The organism is Rathayibacter sp. PhB1 (assembly GCF_004362935.1).
Lineage (GTDB): Bacteria > Actinomycetota > Actinomycetes > Actinomycetales > Microbacteriaceae > Rathayibacter > Rathayibacter festucae.
The window spans coordinates 193,411-217,769 of the sequence record NZ_SNYD01000005.1 but is presented as its reverse complement, the minus strand read 5'-3'; the positions used below and the strand labels follow the sequence as shown (position 1 = coordinate 217,769).

The window sequence follows — 24,359 nt, the reverse complement described above, 5'->3', positions numbered from 1 at the left end:
AGATCATGGCAGACGAATCAGACACCCCCACCGGACCGGACGACGGCGAGGACATCGTCACCGAGACCGGTGTCGTGATCCACGGGCACGACAAGATCGAGCCGGTCGACCTGCAGCTCGAGATGCAGCGCTCCTATCTCGACTACGCGATGAGCGTCATCGTCGGCCGCGCGCTGCCCGAGGTGCGCGACGGCCTGAAGCCCGTGCACCGCCGCGTGATCTACGCGATGTACGACGGCGGCTACCGCCCTGACAAGGCGTTCTCGAAGTGCTCCCGCGTCGTCGGCGACGTGATGGGCCAGTTCCACCCGCACGGCGACTCCGCCATCTACGACGCCCTCGTGCGCCTCGTCCAGCCGTGGAGCCTCCGCTACCCGCTGGCGCTCGGCCAGGGCAACTTCGGCTCCCCCGGCAACGACGGCGCCGCGGCCCCCCGCTACACCGAGACCAAGATGGCCCCGCTGGCCCTCGAGATGGTCCGCGACATCGACAAGAACACCGTCGACTTCCAGGACAACTACGACGGCCGCACCCGCGAGCCGGCGATCCTGCCCGCGCGCTTCCCCAACCTGCTGGTCAACGGCTCGGTCGGCATCGCGGTGGGCATGGCCACCAACATCCCGCCGCACAACCTCCGCGAGGTCGCCGCCGGCGCGAAGTGGGCGCTGGAGAACCCGGAGGCGTCGCGCGAGGAGCTGCTCGAGGCGCTGCTGCAGCGCATCAAGGGCCCTGACTTCCCCACCGGGGCGCAGATCCTCGGCGTCCGCGGCATCCAGGACGCGTACCGCACGGGCCGCGGCTCGATCACGATGCGCGCCGTCGTCTCCATCGAGGAGATCCAGGGCCGCACCTGCCTCGTCGTCACCGAGCTGCCGTACCAGGTGAACCCGGACAACCTCGCGATCAAGATCGCCGAGCTGGTCAAGGACGGTCGCGTCTCCGGCATCGCCGACATCCGCGACGAGACCTCGGGCCGCACCGGTCAGCGCCTCGTCGTCGTGCTCAAGCGCGACGCGGTCGCGAAGGTCGTGCTGAACAACCTCTACAAGCACACCCCGCTGCAGGAGAACTTCGGCGCGAACATGCTCGCGATCGTCGACGGCATCCCGCGCACGCTCTCGCTCGACGGCTTCATCCGCGCGTGGGTCGACCACCAGGTCGAGGTCGTCGTCCGCCGCACCCAGTACCTGCTCGACGAGGCCGAGGCGCGGATCCACATCCTGCGCGGCTACCTCAAGGCGCTCGACGCGCTCGACGAGGTCATCGCCCTGATCCGCCGCTCCCCCACCGTGGAGGAGGCCCGCGACGGCCTGATGGAGCTCCTCGACATCGACGAGGTGCAGTCGCGCGCCATCCTCGACATGCAGCTGCGCCGGCTCGCCGCCCTCGAGCGCCAGAAGATCATCGACGAGCACGACCGGATCCAGGCCGAGATCGAGGACTACAAGTCGATCCTCGCGAGCCCGGAGCGCCAGCGGACGATCATCTCGGACGAGCTCGACGAGATCGTCGACCGCTTCGGTGACGACCGCCGCACCGAGATCCTCTTCGGCTTCGACGGCGACATGAGCGTCGAGGACCTGATCCCCGAGGAGGAGATGGTCGTCACCGTCACCCGCGGCGGCTACCTCAAGCGCACCCGGAGCGACTCGTACCGCGCCCAGCACCGCGGTGGCCGCGGCGTGCGCGGCGCCCAGCTCAAGGCCGACGACATCGTCGAGCACTTCTTCGTCACCACGACGCACCACTGGCTGCTGTTCTTCACGAACACCGGCCGCGTGTACCGCGCCAAGACGTACGAGCTGCAGGAGGTGAGCCGCGACGCGAAGGGCCAGCACATCGCGAACCTCCTCGCGCTGGAGCCCGGCGAGCAGATCGCGCAGATCCTCGACATCCGCGACTACGAGGCGGCCCGCTACCTCGTCCTCGCCACCCGCGACGGCCTCGTCAAGAAGACGGCGCTGATGGAGTACGACACCAACCGCTCCGGCGGGATCATCGCGATCAAGCTCCGCGAGGGCGACGAGCTCGTCTCCGCGCTCCTGGTGGACGAGGACAGCGACGTGCTGCTCGTCTCCCGCAAGGGCATGTCGATCCGCTTCACCGCCTCGGACCAGGCGCTGCGCCCGATGGGCCGCTCCACCTCCGGAGTGATGGGCATGTCGTTCCGCGGCGACGACCGACTGCTGGACGCCAACGTCGTCAGCGACGAGGGCTACGTCTTCGTCGTGACCGAGGGCGGCTACGCGAAGCGCACCGCGGTCGACCAGTACCGGCTCCAGGGCCGCGGCGGTCTGGGCATCAAGGTGGCCAAGCTCGAGGAGAAGCGCGGCGACCTGGTGGGCGCCATCATCACCGGGGAGGACGACGAGGTGCTCGTCGTCCTCGCCAGTGGCAAGGTGGTACGCTCTGCCGTGGCCGAGGTACCGGCCAAGGGTCGCGACACCATGGGAGTCGTCTTCGCACGATTCGCAGACGATGACCGCATCATCGCACTCGCCAAGAACACCGAACGCAATCTCGACGCCCAGGACGAGGATCCCGACGCCGCGGCGTCGGCCGAGTCCGAAGCGGTGTCGGAGGAGGATGAGTCCGTCGATGAGTAGCACGGTCGCCGAGAAGCTCGCCAAGAAGTCCGCGAAGAGCCCGGCGGCGAAGCAGGTCAGACTCAAGCTGGTGTACGTCGACTTCTGGTCGGCCGTCAAGCTGTCGTTCCTGCTCGGTCTGACGCTGGCGATCATCACGATCGTCGTCGTCTACCTCGTCTACACGGTGCTCGCGCAGACCGGCGTCTTCGACGAGGTCAACGGCCTCGTCCAGGACATCGCCGGAGCGGAGGCGTTCGACCTCAACACGATCATCTCGCTGCCCCAGATCATGGGCTTCGCGGTCGTCGTCGCGGTGCTGAACACCATCGTCACCACCGCCCTCGGGGCGATCGTGGCGCTGCTGTACAACCTCAGCGTCAAGATCACCGGCGGTCTGCTGGTCGGCTTCACCAACCAGTAGGGTCCGCGGGCGGAGCGGCCGATTGGGATTCTGACCCGGCGTCGGGTAGAGTCTCATCTGGCCAATTCGGGGGTATAGCTCAGGCGGTTAGAGCGCTTCACTGATAATGAAGAGGTCCCAGGTTCAAGTCCTGGTACCCCCACGTGCCGAACGGCCCGACATCGCGAGGTGTCGGGCCGTTCCACTCTCGCCGGCGTTCCGCCGCCGGTCCGGGGCCTTAGCTCAGTTGGTAGAGCGCCTGCTTTGCAAGCAGGATGTCAGGAGTTCGAATCTCCTAGGCTCCACACTCGAACCGGTCCACCGGTCCTCCTCACCCGCTGTGCGTGCCGTACCGCGGTCGGCGTGCTCTGGCGGCGAAGTCGTCGAGGGCCGCCAGGACCTCCACGGCCTCGAACGATCGGTTCCTGCGTCCCGCTCGCGACTGGGTGAGGACTCCGGCGTCGACGAGCTTCTGCACGGAGAGCGCGCCGACCTGACCATCGGGTCGCCTCAGCTCCAGGCACGCGTGCTCGCTGGCAGCGAGACGTCGAGGGTCGGCGGTCAGCGGGCGATGACGCGATCAAGGGATACCGGGTAGCCCTTGATAAGGGCTCTCCGGACTGCGAGCACCTCGTCCTCTGGCGGGCGACGGCGGGGTCAGCGGGGCTGGCAGGCCAGGCCGAGGAAGTTCTCGACGGAGAGGGTCTCGGAGGTGCCGTCGCGGATGTCGCCGACGATGATCTCGCCGACGGACAGGGTGTCGAACTGCTCGGCGGTGAAGACCACGGGGCGGCCGATGACTGGCCCGCCGACCGCGTAGGCGCCGAGGGTGAGGTCGACGCCCAGGGGGAAGCGCTCGATCTCCCGGTCGGCGGGCCAGACGGTGCGGCCGGCGAGGTCGGTCGCGCCGATGTCGTCGACGGGCTCCGGGGCGACCCAGCGGGTGATCCGCCGCGCGCGATCGCCGATCAGCAGGGGAGCGGTGTCCTCGATGGCGAGGTCGAGGCCGTCGACGGCTCCGGAGCAGACGACGACGACGCCCAGCACCTCGGCGCGCTGTCCGCCGCGGCCGATGCCGACGGTCGCCTCGGAGACGGGCTCCGTCGCGCAGCCGGACAGCGCCAGGGAGGCCGTGGCCGCCAGCACGACGGCGACGCTGGCGACTCGACGACGATGCGGCACGAGGTCACCCTACGGCGAGGGCGAGCGCGGAGAGCGCCTGGGGGAGCGACGGCGCCCCCTCCGCACGGAACACCGCGCGGCCGTCGGCGTCGCGGACCACGACCGTGGGGGTGGAGCGGATGTCCGCGGCTTCCGCTGCCTCGGGCGCGAAGGCGACGTCGAACTCGCGGATCTCCGCAGCGGGGACCAGCTCCGCCGCGCGCTCGAGCACGCTGCGGGCCGCGTTGCAGGCGCCGCAGAACGCGGACGTGTAGAGCTCGACGATCACAGGAACGACAACGCCGGGCGGCACCGCACGATTCCCGGGATGGATCTCGATACGCCCGCTGCGCGGGCTACTCGATCAGCATGGAGGTCGATCCACATCGGATGTGACGCCGTGAGGCGCTCTGCGTGCTGGTCGAGTAGCCGCCGGAGGCGGCGTATCGAGACCCGCCGGGGTCAGCGCAGCGTCCAGGCCTCGTTCATCGTGAGGGCGACGTCGATCAGCTCGACCCGCTCGAGTCCCTCGACCTCGGCCAGCGGGAACCAGGCGGCGGCGTCGGTCGAGCCGTCGACCTCGTGGGTCAGCTCGCCGCCGGTCACGCGGGCGCGGTAGACGACGCGGATCGCGTGCAACGGGCCGGCGTCGGGGTCGCTGCGGCGATGCGCGGGGATCACGTGTGAGTCGACGCCGATCAGCCCCTCGAGCTCGGCGTGGTAGCCGGTCTCCTCGAAGATCTCCCTGACGGCAGCGTCCGCGGGCGACTCGCCCTCGTCGATGCCACCGCCGGGAAGCGTCCACGCCTCCCAGGGCCCCTGGCTCCAGTGCGCGAGGAGCATGCGCTCGCCGTCGATGATCACGCCGTACGCGGCGACCCGGATGTCCACCTCAGCAGCCTAACCGCGGACCGCGCACCACCGGACACGCGTGAGGCCCGGACCCGCAGTGCGGTGTCCGGGCCTCACGCGGCGACTCAGGAAGCGGTCGACGCCGGCGACTGCGCGGCGCTGGCCGGCTCGTCCTCGGCGACCCACAGCTCGTCGTCGGCGCGGAACGTCTGCCAGACGGCGTAGCCGATGCCGCCGACGGCGACGAGGGCGGCGCCGATCGCGAAGACCGTGCCGACCTTGTTCTTCTTCTTCGGGGGAGTGGTGAGCTCCTCCCAGCGCGCCTTCGAGATCTCGGCGAGCTTCGCGCGGTTCTTCGAGTCCTTGGCGGCCTCCAACGCGGCCGCGGCGGTGCCGCCGACAGCGGCGAAGGTCGGGAGGACCTTGTGCTTGTAGGCGTCGCGTGCGGAGGAGTACGTGCCCTCGACGGCGGAGACCCCGTTGTCGTAGACGGGCTTCACCCGGCTCGAGTAGGCGTCCTTGACGGCCGGCACGACCTCCTTCTTCGCGTACGTGGTCGCGTGGCGGCGGCTCTTCTCGAGAACGGAGGCGGCGTGCGCCAGCACCTCCTGCTGCTCACTCCAGACCGCCTCGGCGTTCTTGCGGAGGCGCTTGAGATCCTTCTTGTGCTTACGTGACAGACCCACTTGGTCCTCCATCGGCTACGAGCGGCGAACAACGGCTCAATACTGCCACTCATCCCGCGGCCCGCGCATCGCGCACCCAGCGCATTGACACCCGGCGTTGCGGAGCCCTACAGAGCCGCTGTGCGAGAATCCACCCATGCCTTTGCACACCGCAGTCGCGACGTTCCACACGACCAAGGGCGACATCGTCGTCAACCTCTACGGCAACCACGCGCCGAAGACGGTCCGCAACTTCGTCGGTCTCGCGACCGGCGACATCGAATGGACCCACCCGGCGACGGGCGCGAAGACGAAGGAGCCGCTCTACAACGGCACCGTCTTCCACCGCATCATCCCCGACTTCATGCTCCAGGGCGGCGACCCGCTCGGCCAGGGCATCGGCGGCCCGGGCTACCAGTTCGACGACGAGATCAACTCGGAGCTCGACTTCACCCAGCCCTACATCCTCGCGATGGCGAACGCCGGCAAGCAGGCGGGGCGCGGCACCAACGGCTCGCAGTTCTTCATCACCGTCGCGCCGACCACCTGGCTCCAGGGCAAGCACACCATCTTCGGCGCCGTCGCCGACGACGAGTCCAAGAAGGTCGTCGACGCACTGTCGGCCGTGGCGACCGACGGTCGCGACAAGCCCCTCGAGGACGTCGTCATCGAGAGCGTCGAGATCACCGAGGTCTGACCGCCTCTCCACCACTCATCGAGGGTCGGGTCCGTCTGGGCCCGGCCCTCGTTCTCTCTCCCGGAGGAACGTCCGTGACCCAGGTCCCGCCGAGCAGCAGCACCTACACCTGCTACCGCCACCCCGATCGCCAGAGCTTCGTGCGCTGCCAGCGGTGCGGTCGCACGATCTGCGGCGAGTGCCAGACCCCGGCCCCGGTCGGCGTCATCTGCCCGGACGACATGGCGCAGCAGCGCAGCGAGGCCCCGCGCGTCCGCGGACCGCTCGTGTCGCGGGTCCGGGCGATGACACGGGCGGACCAGCCGACCGTCACCTACGCGATCATCGCGCTCTGCGTCCTGGTCTGGATCCTCGAGGTGCTCCCCTTCATCGGGAACACCGTGCTCAACGCGATCGCCTACTTCCCGGCGTACACGCTGCCCGGCTTCGGCGCGGGCTTCGAGCCGTGGCGGATGATCACGTCGATCTTCGCGCACAGCACGTCCCTCTTCTTCGTGGTGCCCTTCCACCTGCTGCTGAACATGTACACGCTGTGGGTCTTCGGCATGGCCCTCGAGCGGATGCTCGGCCGCGGGCGCTACCTGACGCTGTTCCTCCTCAGCGGCTTCGCCGGCTCGGTCGGCGTCCTGCTCCTCTCCAGCCCGCTCACGCCGGTGATCGGCGCCTCGGGCGCCATCTTCGGGCTGATGGGCGCGTACCTCGTGATCCTGCGCCACCTCGGCGGGCAGGCCTCGCAGCTGCTGGTGCTGGTCGGGCTGAACCTCGTGATCGGCTTCCTGCCGGGGATGAACGTCGCCTGGCAGGCGCACGTCGGCGGCCTGGTGGCCGGTGCTCTCATCGGGCTGGTCTTCACGCGGACGCGGCAGCGCTCGCAGCGACGCACCCAGAACCTTCTCGTCGGGCTGATCGGCGTCGGCCTCGTGGCGATCACCGTCGGGGCGTACGTCCTGGCCTGAGGCCCCGTGGCACGTTCAGGGAGCCCGTCCACAGGGCGTTCTCCACTGTCCACAGCAGCTGTCCACAGCTGGGGACGAAGTTATCCACAGAGTTGTTAACACTGGGGAGAACTACGCCGTTGTCATTCGGAGCAGCCGGCGGGACGGCGTCCTGATCGGCGATCCCGCCCCGTCCCGCCGCCGATGCGCGTCCGATCACGCTGCGCATCCGCGAGCTGCCGCGGGGTCCGGAGTTCTCCACAGGAGTTTCAACACCTGGGGATAATTACACGCGTGTAGTTCGCCGTCGAGGGGCGGAGACGACCGTGGCGTCGAGGTCGTCGTCGAGGAGGATCGACGGATCGAATCCCGCGCCCGCGAAGAGCGCCGCCGTCCGCTCCGCCTGCTCCCGGCTGGTCTCGATCGCGACCGCGCCGTCCTCACTCAGCCAGGGCAGGACCTCCGCCGCGATCCGGCGGTGCAGCGCGAGGCCGTCGCCCCCGCCGTCGAGGGTGGACGCCGGCTCGTGCAGGCGCGCCTCCGGCGGCATCAGGGCGATCGCGGCGGTCGGCACGTAGGGCGCATTGACCACGACGAGGTCGATCCGGCCTCGGAGATCCTTTGGAAGGGCGGCGAACAGGTCGCCGCGGTGGACCGTCGCGAGTCCCGCCAGGGTCCGCCGGGCGCAGGCGACCGCGGCGGGGGAGAGGTCGGCCGCGTGGAGGGTGAGGCCGTCGCGCTCCTCGAGAAGGGCCCGCCCGATCGCTCCGACACCGCAGCAGAGGTCGAGGACGGTCGCCGGCCCGCGCCCGTCCAGCAGCGCGAGCGCCGCGTCGACGACGACCTCGGTGCGCCGCCGGGGGACGAAGACGCCGGGGGAGACCGGGACGCGCAGCCCGCGGAAGGCGACCCAGCCGAGGATCTGCTCGAGCGGCTCCCCGGCCTCACGGCGCCGCAGGAGCGCGTCGAGGCGGTCGGAGCCGGCCGCCGCCTCGTGCAGGAGCTCCGCCTCCTCCTCCGCGAAGACGCAGCCCGCCGCACGCAGGCGCGCGACCGACGATGCGAGGACCGGCGGGAGACCCGACCCCGGGGACGACGAACGCCCCGTCGGCGGACCGGACGGGGCGTCGTTCATGCTGGCGTGATCAGCGCCAGCGCGTCGTCATGAGGAAGCCGATGAAGGCGATTCCGAAGCCGATGAGGATGTTGGCGTTGCCGAGATCCGGCACGGGGAGCGTGCCCTGGCTCACGTAGAAGACGATGATCCACGCGAGGCCCAGCAGCATGAACCCGAACATGACGGGCTTGAACCACACCGGATTGGGTGCGTCCTCACCGGTCCGGGCCTCGTCGCGCTCGGGCTTCGGGCTCTTCGTCGCTCGTGCCATGCCTTCCACTGTACCGGGAGACGGCCGCCGACCGGGAGCGCGAGGCCGGGGGGATGCCGTGCAGGCGCGCAGGAGCGGCTGTGCGGAACGCGCCAGGGGCCGCGGAGCCCGTCGGACGGGCGCGCCCCGCGCCTAGACTCGTCGCATGAGTGCCCCGTCGCCCGCCGCCGCCCCGCTGCGACCGCGCGACCGACGAGAGCGCACACGGCGACCGCGCCGCCGCCTGACGTTCTTCGGCGTCCTCGGCGAGCTGCTCATGACGGCCGGAGCGCTCGTCCTGCTCTATCTGGGCTGGCAGCTCTGGTGGAACGACGCGGTGATCGCCGGCCAGCAGACCTCCGAGGCCGCGGAGCTCCGGCAGAGCTGGGGCGACGCCGCCCCCGCGCCGGAGCCCTCGACGGCGCCGAGCGAGACCCCCGCCGGCTTCGGCGATCCGGTGATCGCTCCCGTGGCGGCACTCGACACCTCCTTCGGCAACCTCTACATCCCGCGCTACGGCGAGGGCTGGGTCCGCACCATCGCGGAGGGCGTGGACGCCGAGAACGTCCTCGACGAGGGCAGCATCGGTCACTACCCCGGCACGCAGATGCCGGGCGAGGCGGGGAACTTCGCCCTCGCGGCGCACCGGAGCGCCTACGGCGGCGGCATGCACCTGATCGACCAGCTCCAGCTCGGCGATGCGATCTACATCGAGACGGCGGACGGCTGGTACACCTATCGGTTCCGGAACCTCGAGTACGTGCAGCCCTCGGAGATCCAGGTCATCGACCCCGTCCCATGGACGACGGGCGCTGTCGCGACCGACCGGCTGATCACCCTGACGAGCTGCAACCCGCTCTACTCCACCGCTGAGCGGATCATCGCCTACGGCGTCTTCGAGTCCTGGCAGCCGCGCTCCGCGGGTGCGCCGGCTGAGATCGCCGCGTCTCTCGCGCAGGAGGGCTGACCGTGTACGCGGCACTCTGGCGGGTCCTGCCCGGACCCTGGTGGCTCCGGCTGCTCCTCGTGATCGTCCTGGTGGTGGCGGTGCTCGCCGCACTCGCCGAGTGGGTCTTCCCCTGGGTGCAGTCGCTCGTGCTCGATCAGAACGTCACCGTCGGGACGTGAGCCGGCCCCCGAGGCGGTCGCCGCGATGACGCGGGTCCTGGTCGTCGACAACTACGACAGCTTCGTCTTCACGCTCGTCGCCTACCTGCGCGAGGCGGGGGCGGAGGTCGACGTCGTCGAGGGAGCGGAGCTGTCTCCGCGCGACGCGATCGAGCGCGCGGCGGGGAGCGACGGGATCGTGCTGTCGCCCGGGCCGGGCCGACCGGAGGACGTCCCCACGTCGGTGGCGCTCGCGCGGCACGCCCTGGCCGAGGCGCAGCCGCTCCTCGGGGTCTGCCTCGGGCACCAGGTGCTCGCGCACGCCCTCGGTGCGCGGGTCCGCGAGGCTCCGGAGCTGATGCACGGCCGGACCTCGGCGGTCGTGCACGACGGCGATCCGCTGTTCTCCGGGATCCCGTCGGGGTTCACGGCGATGCGCTACCACTCGCTCGCCGTCCAGCGCTCGACACTGCCTGCGGAGCTCGCCGTCATCGCGGGGACCGCCGAGGGGGTCGTGATGGCGCTGCGCCATCGGACCGCCCCCGCGGTCGGCGTCCAGTTCCACCCCGAGTCCGTTCTCACCGAGGGCGGTCGTCGGCTGATCTCGAACTGGCTCGTCGAGACGGATCTGCCCTGTCCGACCCGATAGGCGCGGAGCGGAATGCGGAGCCCGGTCGTCGCGAGCGCTCGGAGCACCGCTTATCGGACCGGCTGAGCAGGCCCATTCACCGCTTATCGACGCCCCATTCACCTCTCCCGGTCCGAGAGATCACCCTTGCGTGTCACCCCCTGATGGGGGGCCGAGGTGAGCGTCAGAAGGGGTGCGATCCGCGCCATCGACGCGCTATGAGAGCGCGCACTCTTTTCGAGATCGGCGCCACGACAGGGAAGTGCCGCTCGTGGCTCTTCGCGATCCCCCCGAGCGGGTGGCGTGATTTGACGGAGTACTGGCGGATGATGCGAGGGGCTCGACGGGCATAATCGGAGGGCGCCGGTTAGGGGACCGGTGCCGTCGAGAAGAGAATTCCGAGGCATCACATGGTGGAATCGATTTCTTGGGCTTATTCCGGAATTCGCGAACTCGAGACACTGGGCCCACGCATCGTCGTCAAGCCGGGCACTGTTCCGCGCATGGCGGGCTCCGGTTTCACCGCGGCCGGCATCAGCGTCGTGCTCCTGACGACCTCGCCTCTGCGGGTCCTCCGCGGGACCTGGGGCGCCGACGACACGTCGTTCCTGAGCTTCAGCTTCCTGATCGAGGGCGCGGTCCGGCTCGTCGGGCCGGACCGGACGGTGCTCCTGCGGCCCGGCTCGATCGCCTATCAGCCGGGGACGACCACCTTCACCACCGAGTCGACGATGCCCGTCACCTCCCTCCAGATCACGATCCGCGCGGACGAGATGCGCCGCTACGGCTTCGATCTCGGCTCGAACGTGTACGCGCTCGATCCGGACGCCCGGTCCACCCGTGCGGCCTTCGCCTTCACGACGGCGTTCGCGCTCGCGGCGGAGTCGGGCACGGGACTCCCGTCCGACCACGAGGTCGACGGCTTCGGGCACGTGGTCAAGCAGCTGCTTGTGAGCGCCTTCCTCGCCTCGGCCGGTTCTCAGCCCGGGACGACGAGTGTGCGCGCGGCGACCCTCGGCCGAGCGCGGACCGTGATCGACCGGACCCATCGGACCCCGCGGTGCACCCCGGAGGCGGTCGCGGACGCGGTCAACGTGTCCACGCGCTCGCTGCAGCGGCTCTTCGAGGACGCGGGGACGACGGTGGCGAGCGAGATCGAGCGCGCCCGGGTCGCCAGCGCCGTCGAGCTGCTCCGGCGCCGCCCGCGGGAGGTGCCGCTCGAGGCCATCGCTGCGGCGTCGGGCTTCTCGTCCGCCGATCACCTCCGCCGGGCCCTGAAGCGCCGCGAGGGTCTCACCCCGAGCGACATCCGCGGGCGGGTGGGGACGTCGATGGACGCCGGCTCGCCGGACGACGGTGTGCTGCGGCTCGCGCCGCCGCTCGCGGACGCCGCCCGGCGCGCGTAGGGCGTCCGAGTCCGGCGGCCGCCCCCCGGGCCGCCCATGCTGATCGAGTAGCCCGCGGAGCGGGCGTATCGAGATCCACCAGCGCCAAGAGGACGAGTCTGCAGACCCCTTCTACTGACGACGACGGGTCTCGATACGCCCCTGCGGGGCTACTCGACCAGCATGATTGCGGGCATCTCTTCCACGGTGGGTCTCCCGCGGAAGATCACCTTGTCGGCGCGGGGATCCTCATGCTGATCGAGTAGCCCTCGCAGAGGGCGTATCGAGATCCGCCAGCGCCAGGAGGACGAGTCTGCAGGCCCGTTCTGCTGGCGACGGCGGGTCTCGATACGCCCCTGCGGGGCTACTCGACCAACATGAAGACGAGCGTCTCTTCCACGATGGCTCTCCCGCGAGAGATCACCTTGTCGGCGCGGGGATCCTCATGCTGGTCGAGTAGCCCGCGCAGCGGGCGTATCGAGATCCGCCAGCGCCAGGAGGACGAGTCAGCAGACCTGTCCTGCCGGCGGCGGAGCGTCTCGATGAGCGCCTCCGGGAGCGAGGGTCAGCCGGCGCAGAAGCCGAGCTCGACGGTGGAGCCCTGGGGGACGTCGCCCGGGGCGATCGACTGGGTGGTGATCGGCGGGTTGGCCCGGACGGACTCGCAGGTCTCGTCGGGAGCCTCCTCGCCGATCAGCTGGAGCTGCTCGGACGCCAGGGTGGCGAGGGCGGTGCTCAGCGTCTGGCCGACGAGGTCGGGCAGGGTCACCTGGCCCGAGGAGACGACGAGGTCGACCGGCGTCCCCGGGGCGAGCTGCTGGCCGCCGGCAGGAGTGCTGGAGAGCACCACGTCGCCCGGCACGGTGGGCGAGTTCTGGCGGGTCTGCGATCCCTCCGAGAAGCCGGCCCCGGTGAGGGCGGCGATCGCCTCCTCGAGGGTCGACCCCGCCGTCTCGGGGACGGCCACCGGCTGGGCGCCCTGAGAGACGTAGACCCGGATGACCGTCTCGGGCGCGACGATCGTGCCGGAGCCGGGATCGGTGCGGATCACCTCGCCGGCCGGGACCGTGTCGCTGAACTCGGCGAGCTGACTCGCCACCAGGTCGAGCTCGGTGAGCGTCGACTGCGCGCTGTCGTAGCTGGTGCCCGTCAGCACGGGGACCTCGCGCGACTGCGAGGGCAGGGTGGTCGTCGGCTGGAGCGTGAGCACCCAGATCACCAGCGCCGCCACGATGACGGCGAGCACGACGATCGACGACCAGATCCAGAGCACCGGCGGGCGGCGCTGGGTGCGGACGATCGAGTTGTCCTCCGCGAGCTGGCGCAGCGCGAGCTCGGAGTCGTTCATGCCGCCGCCGCTGCGTGCGGCGAAGAGAGACGTGGTCAGCTCGTCGATCGGGCGGTGGTCGGGGAGACGGCCGGCCGCGGCGTCGCGCAGGTCGTCCCGGAACTCGGCCGCTCCCTGGAAGCGCTCGTAGCGGTCCTTCGACAGCGCTCGGGCGACGACGCCGTCGAGGGCGGGCGAGACGGCGGGATTGATCGAGCTGGGCGCCGGGGGCGTCTCGCTGACGTGCTGGTAGGCGACGGCCACCGGGGTGTCCCCGCGGAAGGGAGCGCGGCCGGTGAGCAGCTCGAAGAGGACGATGCCGGCGGAGTAGAGGTCGCTGCGGGCGTCGACCTGCTCGCCCTTCGCCTGCTCCGGCGAGAAGTAGGCGGCGGTGCCGAGAATGGCGGTGGTCTGCGCCACGGTCGCGGCGGAGTCGGAGACGGCGCGGGCGATCCCGAAGTCCATCACCTTCACCTGGCCGGAGGGGGTCAGCATGATGTTGCCGGGCTTGATGTCGCGGTGGACGACCCCCGCGCGGTGCGAGTACTCGAGCGCGGTGAGGATGCCCTCGGTGATGCGGACGGCCTCGTCGACCTCGACCGGTCCCTCCGCGATGACGTCCTTCAGCAGGCGCCCCTCGATGTGCTCCATCACGATGAACGGACGGCGCGACTCCGCGCCGGTGTCGTCGAGCGAGACCTCCTCGCCGGCGTCGAAGACGCGGACGATGGTCGGGTGCGACATGCGGGACGCGGACTGCGCCTCCTGCCGGAAGCGCAGGCGGAACGCGGAGTCGGAGGACAGCGAGAGCTTGAGCTCCTTGATCGCGACCGTGCGCCCCAGGCGGGTGTCGGTGCCGAGGTAGACCTCGGACATCCCACCGCGACCGAGCCGGGGCCCGACCTGGTACCGTCCTGCGATCAGGCGTCCCTCATCCGTCACGCGCACGCTCCCGCCCTGTACTTCCGTGTGGCACGGCCCCCGGGGAGCCACGGCAAGTGTACCCGGGCGCCTCCCGGCAGCCCGGCGCGCGGCGCCGGGCACTCATCGCGCCGCCGGGTGAGGCCCGCGCGGATCCTTCGGAGACCGACGTCGTGCGACACCGCCCCGCGCCACATCCGCTATTCCGTTGACGAGGAGTCGCGGGTATCGGATGGTGATTTCACCTCATTATGCGACGGGCTCATCGAGCGGCTCGTCGTTCGCAAGACCGACATCGATCGAAGGAGTCCCGTGTCCTCGTCCTCTCGTATCTCCGCGGATCGCCTCGCGGGCGTCGTGCTACTGCTCGTGGTCCTCACCGTCGCAGTGGTGCTCGCCGTAGGAACGGAGCTGCCCGCTCCGGCGCGGATCAGCATCGCTGCTGTCTCGGGGGTGATCGCTGCCGTGGTCACTCGGTCCCTGATTCGCCGTCAGGACAGTCGCGGCCGCTGAAAGCGAGGAGCCCGCCCTCCGGTGCCGCGGTCGCGGTCGGAGGGCGGGCTCGTTCGAGCGGGGAGGGTCAGCGCTCGTCGGGGGCGTTCGAGGCCGGCGCCGACGAGGTCGGGGTGGCCGTCGCCGTCGGGGTCTGCGTCGGGGCAGGAGCCACGACGGGGACCGAGAGGGTCGGCGAGGCGGGGGACTCGGGCTCGCCGCAGAGCACCGTGTAGGTGATGTCGATCGTGCCTGCGGACTCGCCGGCCTGGATCGTCGCGGTGGTCGACGTCGACGGGTTGGTGCTCGTCACGGTCGCGCCCTCGCCGGCGACGGTCACCCGGTAACCGGTCACGGAGGTTCCGCTCGGGCACTGGTTGTAGTTGCTCCACGTCACGTTGAACGTCTCGCCCGGCTCGACGCTCGACGCGGCGGGGGTGACCGTCGGGACGGCGGTCGGAGCACCGGGGACGGCGACCTCGGTGTAGGTCGTGACGACGATCGTGGTGCCCTTGATCACGTTGGCGGTCGGGTTGACCTCCTCGACGGTGCCGACCTGGTCGGAGCTCGGGGCGCTGGAGCCCTCCTCGCGCTGGACGCCCATCCCGAGCTCGGTGAGCTCGGCCTCGACCTCGTCGAAGGGGCGGCCGACGTAGTCGGAGGAGTTGATCACCACGATGTTCGAGCTCGGCGTCGCCGACGGCGTCTGCGAGGGGGACGGCGCCTGCGACGGGGTCTGGCTCACCGTCGGGCTCGGCGTCGGCTCGGCCTCGGTGCCGCCGTTGCTGGTCAGCGCGAAGATCGTGCCGCCGATCACCACGGCGAGGATCACGATCAGGGCCACGAGCGGCCAGGTCCAGGGGCTGCGCTTGCGCGGCTCCTCCGCCTCGATCGGCTCGTCCAGAGCGCCCGTCGGCGGGTTCGCCGCGAAGGCCGTGGTCGCTCCTGCGCCCAGGATCGTCGTCGCCTGGGTCGCGTTGCCCGCTGCGGAGGGCAGGACGGTCGTGGCCTGCGTGTTGGGCAGGTCGGCGGCGACCGCGGGCACCGCGAGGGCGGCGCCGCGGACGTCGCCCGAGCGCAGGGCCTGCGCGGCGCGGGCGAGGTGCGCGGCGGTCGCCGGCCGGTCGACCGGCTTCTTCGCGATGCAGGAGTAGACCAGGTTGCGCACGGGCTCGGCGACCGTGACCGGCAGCTCCGGCGGGGTGTCGTTGATCTGGGCCATCGCGATGGCGACCTGCGACTCGCCGGTGAACGGCCGGCGGCCCGCCAGGCACTCGTACGCGACGATGCCCAGCGAGTAGATGTCCGTCGCGGGGGAGGCGGGCTGGCCGCTCGCCTGCTCCGGGGAGAGGTACTGAACGGTGCCCATGACCTGGCCGGTCGCGGTGAGCGGGACCTGGTCGGCGATGCGGGCGATGCCGAAGTCGGTGATCTTCACGCGGCCGTCGGGCGTGATCAGGAGATTCCCGGGCTTCACGTCGCGGTGCACCAGGCCCGCGGCGTGCGCTGCGTGCAGGGCCAGCGCGGTCTGCGCCACGATGTCGAGGACCTTGTCGGTCGACAGCACGCGCTCGCGCTCGAGGACCGTGGAGAGCGCCTCGCCGGGCACCAGCTCCATCACGAGGTAGGCGGAGCCGTCCTCCTCGCCGTAGTCGTAGACGTTGGCGATGCCCTCGTGGTTGACGAGCGCGGCGTGCCGGGCCTCGGCGCGGAAGCGCTCGAGGAACCCGGGGTCGCCGAGGTACTCGTCCTTGAGGATCTTGATCGCGATCGTGCGGCCGATGACGAGATCCGTCGCCTGCCACACCTCTCCCATGCCGCCGATGGCGATCCGGGACTGCAGTTCGTAGCGTCCCCCGAAGGTGAGGCCTGATGTGGGTCTCATTTGTTCAGCACCGCCTCTAGTACCTGTTGTGCGATGGGTGCGGCGATCAGGTTGCCGTACCCGGTCTGGCCGAGCCCCCCGCCGTCCTCCACGAGGACGGTGATGGCGTACTGCGGATCATCCGCAGGAGCGAATCCGGTGAACCAGAGGGTGTACGGGTCGTCCCCGCCGTTCTCAGCGGTGCCGGTCTTACCGGCCACCGTGACGCCACCTATTGTTGCATTCGTCGCCGCGCCGCCCTGGACGCTGGCGACCATCATGGCCTTCACGGCGTCCGCCGTCTCGGTGCTCACGGCCCGCCCGAGCGACTTCTCCTCGAAGCGCTGCAGCACGCTGAGGTCCTGCGAGCGGATGACGTCGACCAGGTTCGGCTGCATCACCTCGCCGCCGTTCGCGATCGCCGCGGAGACCATCGCGATCTGCAGCGGGGTCGCCCGCACCTCGAACTGGCCGAAGGCGGTCAGCGCCGTCTGCGCGTCGTCCGTGGTCTGCGGGTAGGTGCTCGCCTCGACCGACATCGGGATCTCGAGCTCGGTGTCGAAGCCGAACTTCTCCGCCTGGGCGCGGATCGCGGCGGCACCCAGCTCGACCCCCATCTCGGCCATCGGCACGTTGCAGGAGAGCGAGACCGCGGTCGCGAGGGTCACCGTGTCTCCCGAGCCGCAGAGGCCGCCGCCGGAGTTGGTGACCTGCGAGCTCGAGCCCGGCAGGGTGTACGCCTGGACGTTCGGGAAGCTGGAGTCGGGCGTGAAGCGGCCCGATTCGAGGGCGGCCGAGGCGACGACGAGCTTGAAGACCGAGCCGGGCGGGTTGAGCGAGCCGCCGATGGCGCGATTGATGAGCGGGTCGGTCGGGTCGTCGTTCAGCGCGCGGTACGCCGCGAGGACGTCGTCCGTGTCGTGCGACGCCAGGGCGGTCGGATCGAAGGTCGGCTTGGAGACCATCGCGAGGATGCGGCCGGTGGCCGGCTCGGTGACCACGACCGCTCCGGTGTAGTCGCCGAGGGCGTCGAACGCGGCCTGCTGCGCGACCGGGTCGATCGAGAGCTCGACCGAGGCGCCCTTGGGGTCCTGGCCGGTGACCAGGTTGTTGATCTCGTCGAAGAACTGCGAGTTCGAGGTGCCGGAGAGGTAGTCGTTCAGCGAGCGCTCGATGCCGGTGGTGCCCTGGTTCAGGGTGAAGTAGCCGGTCACCGCCGAGTAGAGCGGTCCGTTCGCGTACTGGCGCTGGAACTTGTAGATGTCGTCCGACGGCGTCGAGGAGGCGATGGGCTCCCCGCCGGCGAGGATGACGCCGCGCTCCGTCGAGAAGCTCTCGTACAGCGTCCGGGTGTTCCGGGAGTCCTCGGACAGGGTGTCGGCCTGGAGGACCTGGATGGTGGAGGTGGACACGAAGAGGGCCACGAACATCGCCAGGACGACGAAGCTCACGCGCTTGAGTTCTCGGTTCATCGGGGAGTCACACCACCAGACGCGGCTGATTGCGCACTGTGTCGGACAGGCGGAGCAGGACGGCGACGATCATCCAGTTCGCGACGAGCGACGAGCCGCCGGCGGCGAGGAAGGGCGTCGTGAGGCCGGTGAGCGGGATGACGCGGGTGACGCCGCCGATGACGATGAAGCACTGCAGGGCGATCACGAACGAGAGCCCGACGCCGAGGAGCCGACCGAAGTCGTCCTGGCCGGCGAAGCCGATCCGGAAGCCGCGCGAGACCAGCAGCAGGTAGAGGCCGAAGATCGCGAAGAGTCCGGCGAGGCCGAGCTCCTCGCCCAGGCTCGCGATGATGTAGTCCGACTGCGGGACCGGGGTGATGTCGGGCATGCCCTGGCCGAGGCCGGTGCCGAGCAGGCCGCCGTGTGCGAGGCCGAACAGTCCCTGCACGAGCTGGTAGCTGCCGCCGGGATCGGCGCCGTAGCGGTCGGAGCTGAAGGCGTCGAGCCAGTTCGCGAAGCGATTGCCGACGTAGCCGAGGGTCTGGCTGGCGAGGATCGCGCCGCCGAGGAAGAGCCCGACGCCGATGAGCACCCAGCTGGTGCGGCCGGTCGCCACGTAGAGCATCACGAGGAAGAGGCCGAAGTAGAGCAGCGCGGTGCCGAGGTCGCGCTGAAAGACGATGACGCCCATCGTCACCGCCCAGACCACGAGGATCGGGCCGAGGTCGCGCAGCCGCGGGAAGCGCATCCTCAGGAAGGTCTTCCCGACCATCGAGAGCGAGTCGCGGTTGCGGACGAGGTAGCCGGCGAAGAAGACCGCGAGCGCGATCTTGGCGATCTCGCCGGGCTGGAAGCTGAAGAAGTCGCCGATGCCGATCCAGACGCGGGCGCCGCTGACCTCCTTGCCGATGAACGGCAGGAGGGGGAGCAGGAGCAGCACGATCGCCGCGAATCCGGCCACGTAGGTGTAGCGGAAGAGGACGCGGTGGTTGCGGATCACCAGCAGGACGACGATCGCGGCGACGATCGCCAGGCCGCTCCAGATGATCTGCCGGACGGCGACCGACTCCCAGCCCGTCGCGCCGTCGGCGATGTCGATCCGGTAGATCTCGGCGACGCCGAGCCCGTTGAGGACGGTGGCGATCGGCAGGAGGAAGGGATCGGCCTCGGGCGCCGCGAAGCGCAGCACGACGTGGACGACCAGCACGAGACCGGAGAGGCCGGCGCCGAGCGAGACGAGGGTGGTGTCGACCGCGCCGAGGGCGCCGAGCTGGACCAGGACGATCGCCGACGCGTCGATCAAGCACGCGCCGATCAGCAGCAGCAGCTCGAGATTGCGCAGGCGCTGGCGGAGGAAGCGCGGGCGCTCCCGGGTGGCGGGGGGAGTGGCGGTGGCGGTCACGGTGCTCCGTTCGCGTCCGTCAGGCGCTCGACGATGTCGACGGCGCCGGCGTAGGAGTCGGCGCTGATCGTCTGCTCGAGCTGCTCGACGTCGTAGTCGCGGAGGGAGTCGAGGGGGATCCCCGTGTCCTCCTTCACTCCGGAGAGCGAGAGCGGCCCGACCGACTGCTGGATGCCCTGGTAGATGATGACGTTCTGGCCGTCGGTGCCGACGTAGAAGCGCGACTGCGTCCAGTCGTAGGCGAGCAGGACGCCGAGGAAGCCGGCGATCAGCACGAGCGAGAGGCCGACGAGCCAGGTGATCCGGCGGCGCAGGTGCCGGCGGCGGTCCTCCTCGATCAGCTCGTCGAGGTAGTCCTCGGACGCGGGCTCGAAGTGGGTCGGGCCCTGGGCGGCCGGGGCGCGGGTGTGCAGGCGGAGGCCGGGGATGCGGATCCGGTTCTGCGAGTCGTCGGTGCTGAGCGGCGTCGGCGCGGCGGCGGAGCCGACGATCACGGGCTCGGCCGTCGGCGCGAGGATCTGCGCGGTGTCGCCGGCGCCCGGGACGTCGAGGATGACGACCGTCACGTTGTCCGGTGCGCCGTGCGAGAGGCTGTCGCGGATCAGGCGGTCGGCGACCTGCTGCGCCGTCTCGTCCCGGGAGAGCTCCTTCTGGATCTCGTCGTGCGGGACGACGCCGGAGAGGCCGTCGGAGCAGATCAGCCAGCGGTCGTTCGGCTCGGTCTCGAGGGTGAGGGTGTCGATCTCGGGATTCGTGTGCACGTCGCCGAGGACCCGCATCAGGACGGAGCGGCGCGGGTGCGTCATCGCCTCCTCCTCGGTGATGCGGCCGGAGTCGACGAGGCGCTGGACGAAGGTGTGGTCGGTGGTGACCTGCTCGAGCTTGCCGTCGCGGAGCACGTAGATCCGGGAGTCGCCGATGTGCGCGATGGCGACCGACTCGCCCACGCGGACGATGGCGCTGACGGTGGTGCCCATGCCGGTGAGCTCGGGGTGGTCGACGACGGCGTCGGCCAGCATCGTGTTCGCGGCGAGCAGCGTGCGCTTGAGCTCGTCCTCGGCCTCGTAGGTGGAGGCGTACGTGCGGTCGGCCTGCGCGATGCGCTTGATCGCGATGGAGGAGGCGACGTCGCCGCCCGCGTGCCCGCCCATGCCGTCGGCCACGACGAAGAGCTGCCGGCCCGCGTAGCCGGAGTCCTGGTTGTTGGAGCGGATGCGGCCGACGTGCGAGACGGCGGCGCTCTCGCGCGTGACGCCCGTCTCCGCGGCGCTGTCGGGTGTGGCTGCCACGCGCTACGACCGCCGCAGCTCGAAGGTCGTCGTGCCGACCTTGACCGGGGTGTTCAGCGGCACCTTGGTGGGGGCGCCGACGCGACGGCCGTCGAGGAACGTGCCGTTGGTGGAGTCGAGGTCCTGGATCATCCACTCGTCGTTCCAGATCAGCAGGCGCGCGTGGTGCGTCGAGGTGTAGTCGTCGCGGATCACCAGCGCCGACTCCGAGGAGCGGCCGATCGTGAGCGGCTCGCCGTTGAGCTCGAGCTCGGTGCCGCGCTTGGGGCCCGAGGTGATGACGAGGCGCTGCGCGGTGTGCACGGTGGCGACGCCACCGGAGTCGGTGCGCTCCTCGCGGGGGCGCCGCGCGGAGGGGGCCGACGGCTGAGGCGCGGGGGCGGGGGCCGCCGCGGCGGCCACGACGGGCTGCGCGGCGGTGACGAACGGAGCGGCGTCCTGCCCGGCGGCCGGCTGCTGGCCGGCGGGCAGCTTGCGCACCCGCTGGCCGAACAGGTCGGAGCGCAGCGCGTAGACGATGCCGAACACGAAGAACCACAGCAGCGCGAGGAACGCGATGCGCAGGAGGAAGAGAGTGAGCTCGCTCATAGCCGGTCGTCCCAGAATCCCTCGGAGGAGCGCCCGGACGGACCGGACGGCGAGCGGTCGGCGCGCGCGGGTGCGGCGCCCTGGACGACGCGGAAGACGATCCGCGTGCGTCCGATCGAGATGGTCTGCCCGGGCGAGAGCGGCGCCTGGGTGACGGGCTTGCCGTCGAGCTTGGATCCGTTGGTGGAGCCGAGGTCGTGGACCTGGGCGCGGACGCCGTCCCAGAGGATCTCGACGTGCTTGCGGGAGGTGCCGGAGTCGTCGACCGTGATGTCGGCGTCGCTGCCGCGCCCGATGACCGTCCTGGACTTCGTGATCGGGTAGCGCTTGCCGTCGATCTCGAGCGCGGGCGTGGAGGCGACGACGCCCTTGACGCTGCGGGAGTCGACCTCGACCATCCCGGCGCTGAGCGACTCGTCGGCCGCGAGCGAGATGTCGATCGGGCCGGAGAACCGGAAGCCCTGCTTCTTGGCGTGCTCGGTGGCGACCGTGGTGAGCTCGTCGATGAGCGTCGGGCCCATCCGCTCCATCCGGTCGAGGTCGGCGGCGGACATGCGCAGGGTCAGCTGATTGGGCACGAGGATGCGGTCGCGGGTGACCACGGCCGCCGTGGTGTCGAGCTCGCGGCGGAGAGCGGAGGCGAGCTCGACCGGCTGCAGACCCGACTTGAAGGTCCGAGCGAAAGCGCCGTTGACGACGCGCTCGAGTCCCTTCTCGAAGTTGTCCAGAATGCCCACAGTCTTCCGATCTTCCGTTTCTTCGCCTCTCGGCGGTCGCGTTGGGATCGAGGTGTCTGCGCGCCCGGTCCGCTTCCGATCTCGTGTCTGCGCCGCGCACGGCTACGGGCATGTTACTGGGATGCTCTGGATACGGCCTCCCCGAGCGGGATTCGGGGTGCGGACCGCGCCCGTCCGGACGCGGGGCTCCGGCTCGCGGGACGTCGTCCGGCACGCTCGAATGCGCCGATCTCGCGAGCCGAGGACCGTTCCGCGAGCCCGAGGCGGCAGGCGACGCCCGTGCTCGCGCGGCCCGGTTTCCGGTGTCGGCCGCGGGGATGCTAGTCTTTCTCGTCGGTGCTTCGGTGCCGTTGGTGAGCGCGAGTGGCGGAATAGGCAGACGCGCACGGTTCAGGTCCGTGTGCCCGAAAGGGCGTGGGGGTTCAACTCCCCCCTCGCGCACCAGAGACACAGCCCCCGATCGGAATCCGGTCGGGGGCTTCGTCGTTCCAACGCGCTGCGTCGTTCCGGAGCCCGGTTCTCTCCGGCCTGCTGAAGCTCACTCGATCGGGAACTGCAGCTGTTCGCCGGGGCCCGGATCCTGCGGCGCTCGGTGGTGGCGTGTCTTGACAGGGAACGCCGGTCCCGGCCCGTACGACACCGCCGGTCCGCGCTCGGGTCCTGGAGACTTCGCGAGCAGATCGCGTTTGATGAGGTCTGCGATGAGGCGCGATGTCGATTGGGAGTCGAGGTCGAGGAGAACGCGCACCATCCGTGCGTTGACGACCCCGGTCTCTCGGAGCAGATCGATGATCTTGCGGTCCAGCTGATCGGTCGTTCGCCGACGGTAGGTGACGGCAGCTCCCAGGGCGGCTAGGGGGCCCTCCCGAAGGCGATACCGCGGCAGGGTCTTCCTCGAGGTCTCCCGGGTCGGTTCGAGCAGCGGCACGCGCTCCGAGTCCAGTCGCTCCAGAACCGACTGCGCTTCCGAGACCCCTGACTTCTGCAGTACGGGCACGAGCTGCTCAGCGGTGACCGTGCGCTGAGTGAGGAGCGTGAGCAGGATCGTCATGGTGTCAGCGTCCTCGGTCTCCTCAGGCGGAAGTGTCGCCACGAAACGAGTGAGAGCGGAGTTCGGGGCACCTCCGATCAGAGTCACGCGCACGTGATCGCCTTCGGAGAGGAACGACGGTGGCTGGTGCCCGAGTCGTGCCATCTCGGCGTACATCTTGTCGACACCCGATCCAGCCGTCTCGGCGTAGCCGAGTGTCCGGAGCGCGCCGGCAAGTTGGCCGTTCCTCGGACGCGATGACGTCGTCAGGACGTTGTCCGCCCGCACTCCGCTGACGAAGGCGCCTGGAGAGGTGACGACGAGCTGTGTCTGCGTGTGCTCGACCGTGACTCGACCACGACCCCGATAGTCGCGGTGCATCGCCGCATTGACCACCACTTCGCGGATGGCGGCTTCGGGCAGGTCGGCGACGTGAAGCTGCTGACCTTTTCCGATCGACAGAGGCGTCGTATCGATCCGGGCACTGATCAGCTGGAAGAGCTGCTCGAGCAGGAGCACGAGGGGGCCGGAGAGCTGCTCGTTCGCCGTCAGGGTTCCGGCGGGAGTCCTTCGGTGGACATAGGAGAAGGTCGCCGCCAGGGCGTACTCGTCCGTGACGAGCAGCGCGCCGGCGTTGGTGAGCCGACCGTCATCGGTCACCACGCCGAGGCCGCGGAGGACGTCGATCTCGTGCGACTGCTGTGCCAGCCTCCGGCTCGTCGGTGACGCCGCCCGCTCCAGCAGTCGTCGCACAGCCGCCATCGCGAGCGGATCAGAGGCGGACGCCTTCGTCCCGGACGCGTCCGCCGACCAGTCCTGACCGCGTCGCTCGGCGATGACGGAAGCGATGCGATCCGTGGACATCGGAGTGCACGCATCTCCGATGCGCTCGGTGGGGATGCGGCTCTTCACACTGTGCACTGTGACGCTCGCCGGCACGTCGACCACGACGACCGGAGCACCGTCGAACATCCGAGTGGACACGTCGACGAGCAGGCTCGGCTCCGTCAGTTCGAAGATGCGGGATCGAGTCCGCTCGGGATCGAGGCGAGACCCCACGACGGCGTCCGGTCCTGCGACGCGGTCCTGCACGCCGACGATGACCAGGCCCCCCGACGCGTTCGCGAAACACGCCGCTGCCTCAGTGATGTTGAGGACGTCGTCGTCGGCGGATCGGCCGTCGGCTTTGAAGTCGAGGTTCTGGTTCTCGAGTGAGTGCGCGGTCGACCCCGCGATCAGCCGCCGCATCGCCTCCTCGAAGACCACGATCGAAGTTTCTCGCAAGTTTTCACTGATCCTGACTGTGTAGGGCTTGATAAAACTACTGCGAAAGCCGGTCGGGAAGAGCTGTAGGCGCGAGAGCCGTGATCGCGGTGGCGAGCAGGGTCCGCGTGACACCCTGGAGAGGGCACTCGACCTGAGTCGGAGCGACCCGGATGCACGCAGCGCCCTCTTCATGACGGGCAGAGT

The 24,359-nt window shown here is 70.2% G+C and carries 22 protein-coding genes and 3 tRNA genes; 11 read left to right on the top strand and 14 right to left on the bottom strand.

The features are described from left to right. Positions 1 to 5 precede the first annotated feature (5 nt). The 4 genes from gyrA (at position 6) to EDF17_RS14115 (ending at position 3,293) form a co-directional block, all read left to right on the top strand. Complete coding sequence (gyrA, locus tag EDF17_RS14130; RefSeq protein ID WP_123447256.1) at positions 6 to 2,606, top strand: DNA gyrase subunit A; 2,601 nt, start codon at positions 6 to 8, stop codon at positions 2,604 to 2,606. Continuing rightward, a complete protein-coding gene (locus tag EDF17_RS14125; RefSeq protein ID WP_123447255.1) occupies positions 2,599 to 3,009 on the top strand; it encodes a DUF3566 domain-containing protein in 411 nt (136 codons plus the stop codon). Before gyrA ends, EDF17_RS14125 begins: the two co-directional genes overlap by 8 nt. Positions 3,010 to 3,077: 68 nt before the next feature. Then, positions 3,078 to 3,151: transfer RNA gene (locus tag EDF17_RS14120), tRNA-Ile, on the top strand. Positions 3,152 to 3,220: 69 nt separating this feature from the next. Next, a tRNA-Ala gene (locus EDF17_RS14115) sits at positions 3,221 to 3,293 on the top strand. A gap of 352 nt (positions 3,294 to 3,645) precedes the next feature. On the opposite strand, the gene EDF17_RS14110 is transcribed toward EDF17_RS14115, so the two are convergent. The 4 genes from EDF17_RS14110 to EDF17_RS14095 all read right to left on the bottom strand — a co-directional run bounded on the left by EDF17_RS14110 (position 3,646) and on the right by EDF17_RS14095 (position 5,687). Beyond that, positions 3,646 to 4,170, bottom strand: a complete 525-nt coding sequence (locus tag EDF17_RS14110; RefSeq protein WP_127887910.1) for a hypothetical protein — start codon at positions 4,168 to 4,170, stop codon at positions 3,646 to 3,648. Positions 4,171 to 4,174: 4 nt separating this feature from the next. Next, positions 4,175 to 4,462, bottom strand: coding sequence for a thioredoxin domain-containing protein (locus tag EDF17_RS14105; RefSeq protein ID WP_243585697.1), 288 nt, complete (start codon positions 4,460 to 4,462; stop codon positions 4,175 to 4,177). Between the two features lie 149 nt (positions 4,463 to 4,611). Continuing rightward, on the bottom strand, positions 4,612 to 5,040 hold the full coding sequence (locus tag EDF17_RS14100) for an NUDIX hydrolase (RefSeq protein WP_123447252.1): 429 nt from the start codon (positions 5,038 to 5,040) through the stop codon (positions 4,612 to 4,614). An 86-nt stretch (positions 5,041 to 5,126) separates the two neighbouring features. Further along, the gene (locus EDF17_RS14095; protein WP_123447251.1) at positions 5,127 to 5,687 is read right to left on the bottom strand and encodes a hypothetical protein; all 561 of its coding nucleotides are present in this window, start codon (positions 5,685 to 5,687) and stop codon (positions 5,127 to 5,129) included. Positions 5,688 to 5,823: 136 nt separating this feature from the next. On the opposite strand from EDF17_RS14095, the gene EDF17_RS14090 reads away from it, so the two are divergent. Beyond that, positions 5,824 to 6,363, top strand: a complete 540-nt coding sequence (locus EDF17_RS14090; protein ID WP_123447250.1) for a peptidylprolyl isomerase — start codon at positions 5,824 to 5,826, stop codon at positions 6,361 to 6,363. Between the two features lie 74 nt (positions 6,364 to 6,437). Further along, positions 6,438 to 7,319 carry a rhomboid family intramembrane serine protease gene (locus tag EDF17_RS14085; protein ID WP_123447249.1) on the top strand — a complete coding sequence of 294 codons (882 nt, stop codon included), beginning with the start codon at positions 6,438 to 6,440 and terminating at the stop codon, positions 7,317 to 7,319. A 265-nt stretch (positions 7,320 to 7,584) separates the two neighbouring features. On the opposite strand, the gene EDF17_RS14080 is transcribed toward EDF17_RS14085, so the two are convergent. Both EDF17_RS14080 and EDF17_RS14075 read right to left on the bottom strand, forming a co-directional pair. Beyond that, positions 7,585 to 8,433 carry a putative protein N(5)-glutamine methyltransferase gene (locus tag EDF17_RS14080; protein ID WP_123447248.1) on the bottom strand — a complete coding sequence of 283 codons (849 nt, stop codon included), beginning with the start codon at positions 8,431 to 8,433 and terminating at the stop codon, positions 7,585 to 7,587. A 10-nt stretch (positions 8,434 to 8,443) separates the two neighbouring features. Further along, positions 8,444 to 8,686, bottom strand: a complete 243-nt coding sequence (locus EDF17_RS14075) for a cell division protein CrgA (RefSeq protein WP_123447247.1) — start codon at positions 8,684 to 8,686, stop codon at positions 8,444 to 8,446. Positions 8,687 to 8,831: 145 nt separating this feature from the next. Between EDF17_RS14075 and EDF17_RS14070 the strand changes: the two genes are divergently transcribed. From EDF17_RS14070 to EDF17_RS14060, 4 genes are all read left to right on the top strand, one after another. Then, positions 8,832 to 9,632, top strand: a complete 801-nt coding sequence (locus tag EDF17_RS14070; protein WP_123447246.1) for a class E sortase — start codon at positions 8,832 to 8,834, stop codon at positions 9,630 to 9,632. A gap of 2 nt (positions 9,633 to 9,634) precedes the next feature. Continuing rightward, positions 9,635 to 9,793 (top strand): hypothetical protein, encoded by a 159-nt coding sequence (locus EDF17_RS19940; protein ID WP_164874570.1) that lies wholly within the window; start codon positions 9,635 to 9,637, stop codon positions 9,791 to 9,793. 25 nt (positions 9,794 to 9,818) lie between these two features. Continuing rightward, complete coding sequence (locus EDF17_RS14065) at positions 9,819 to 10,421, top strand: aminodeoxychorismate/anthranilate synthase component II (RefSeq protein WP_123447245.1); 603 nt, start codon at positions 9,819 to 9,821, stop codon at positions 10,419 to 10,421. Positions 10,422 to 10,903: 482 nt separating this feature from the next. Continuing rightward, positions 10,904 to 11,806 (top strand): helix-turn-helix domain-containing protein, encoded by a 903-nt coding sequence (locus EDF17_RS14060; RefSeq protein WP_164874569.1) that lies wholly within the window; start codon positions 10,904 to 10,906, stop codon positions 11,804 to 11,806. Between the two features lie 544 nt (positions 11,807 to 12,350). On the opposite strand, the gene pknB is transcribed toward EDF17_RS14060, so the two are convergent. The 7 genes from pknB to EDF17_RS14025 all read right to left on the bottom strand — a co-directional run bounded on the left by pknB (position 12,351) and on the right by EDF17_RS14025 (position 21,859). Continuing rightward, entirely contained in the window at positions 12,351 to 14,054 is a 1,704-nt protein-coding gene (pknB, locus tag EDF17_RS14055; protein WP_123447243.1) for a Stk1 family PASTA domain-containing Ser/Thr kinase, read from the bottom strand. 559 nt (positions 14,055 to 14,613) lie between these two features. Next, positions 14,614 to 16,410, bottom strand: a complete 1,797-nt coding sequence (locus tag EDF17_RS14050) for a protein kinase (RefSeq protein ID WP_123447241.1) — start codon at positions 16,408 to 16,410, stop codon at positions 14,614 to 14,616. Further along, positions 16,407 to 17,861 (bottom strand): penicillin-binding protein 2, encoded by a 1,455-nt coding sequence (locus EDF17_RS14045; RefSeq protein ID WP_123447240.1) that lies wholly within the window; start codon positions 17,859 to 17,861, stop codon positions 16,407 to 16,409. The genes EDF17_RS14050 and EDF17_RS14045 overlap by 4 nt, the downstream gene beginning before the upstream one ends. A gap of 7 nt (positions 17,862 to 17,868) precedes the next feature. After that, positions 17,869 to 19,245 carry an FtsW/RodA/SpoVE family cell cycle protein gene (locus tag EDF17_RS14040; RefSeq protein WP_123447239.1) on the bottom strand — a complete coding sequence of 459 codons (1,377 nt, stop codon included), beginning with the start codon at positions 19,243 to 19,245 and terminating at the stop codon, positions 17,869 to 17,871. After that, positions 19,242 to 20,534 (bottom strand): Stp1/IreP family PP2C-type Ser/Thr phosphatase, encoded by a 1,293-nt coding sequence (locus EDF17_RS14035; RefSeq protein WP_123447238.1) that lies wholly within the window; start codon positions 20,532 to 20,534, stop codon positions 19,242 to 19,244. The genes EDF17_RS14040 and EDF17_RS14035 overlap by 4 nt, the downstream gene beginning before the upstream one ends. Before the next feature lie 3 nt (positions 20,535 to 20,537). Further along, a complete protein-coding gene (locus tag EDF17_RS14030) occupies positions 20,538 to 21,122 on the bottom strand; it encodes an FHA domain-containing protein (RefSeq protein WP_123447237.1) in 585 nt (194 codons plus the stop codon). Then, complete coding sequence (locus EDF17_RS14025) at positions 21,119 to 21,859, bottom strand: DUF3662 and FHA domain-containing protein (RefSeq protein WP_123447236.1); 741 nt, start codon at positions 21,857 to 21,859, stop codon at positions 21,119 to 21,121. Before EDF17_RS14025 ends, EDF17_RS14030 begins: the two co-directional genes overlap by 4 nt. Positions 21,860 to 22,216: 357 nt before the next feature. Here EDF17_RS14025 and EDF17_RS14020 point away from each other — a divergent pair. Further along, positions 22,217 to 22,303, top strand: a tRNA-Leu gene (locus tag EDF17_RS14020). A 94-nt stretch (positions 22,304 to 22,397) separates the two neighbouring features. On the opposite strand, the gene EDF17_RS14015 is transcribed toward EDF17_RS14020, so the two are convergent. Continuing rightward, the gene (locus EDF17_RS14015; protein ID WP_166649692.1) at positions 22,398 to 24,155 is read right to left on the bottom strand and encodes an ATP-binding protein; all 1,758 of its coding nucleotides are present in this window, start codon (positions 24,153 to 24,155) and stop codon (positions 22,398 to 22,400) included. Between the last annotated feature and the right edge of the window lie 204 nt (positions 24,156 to 24,359).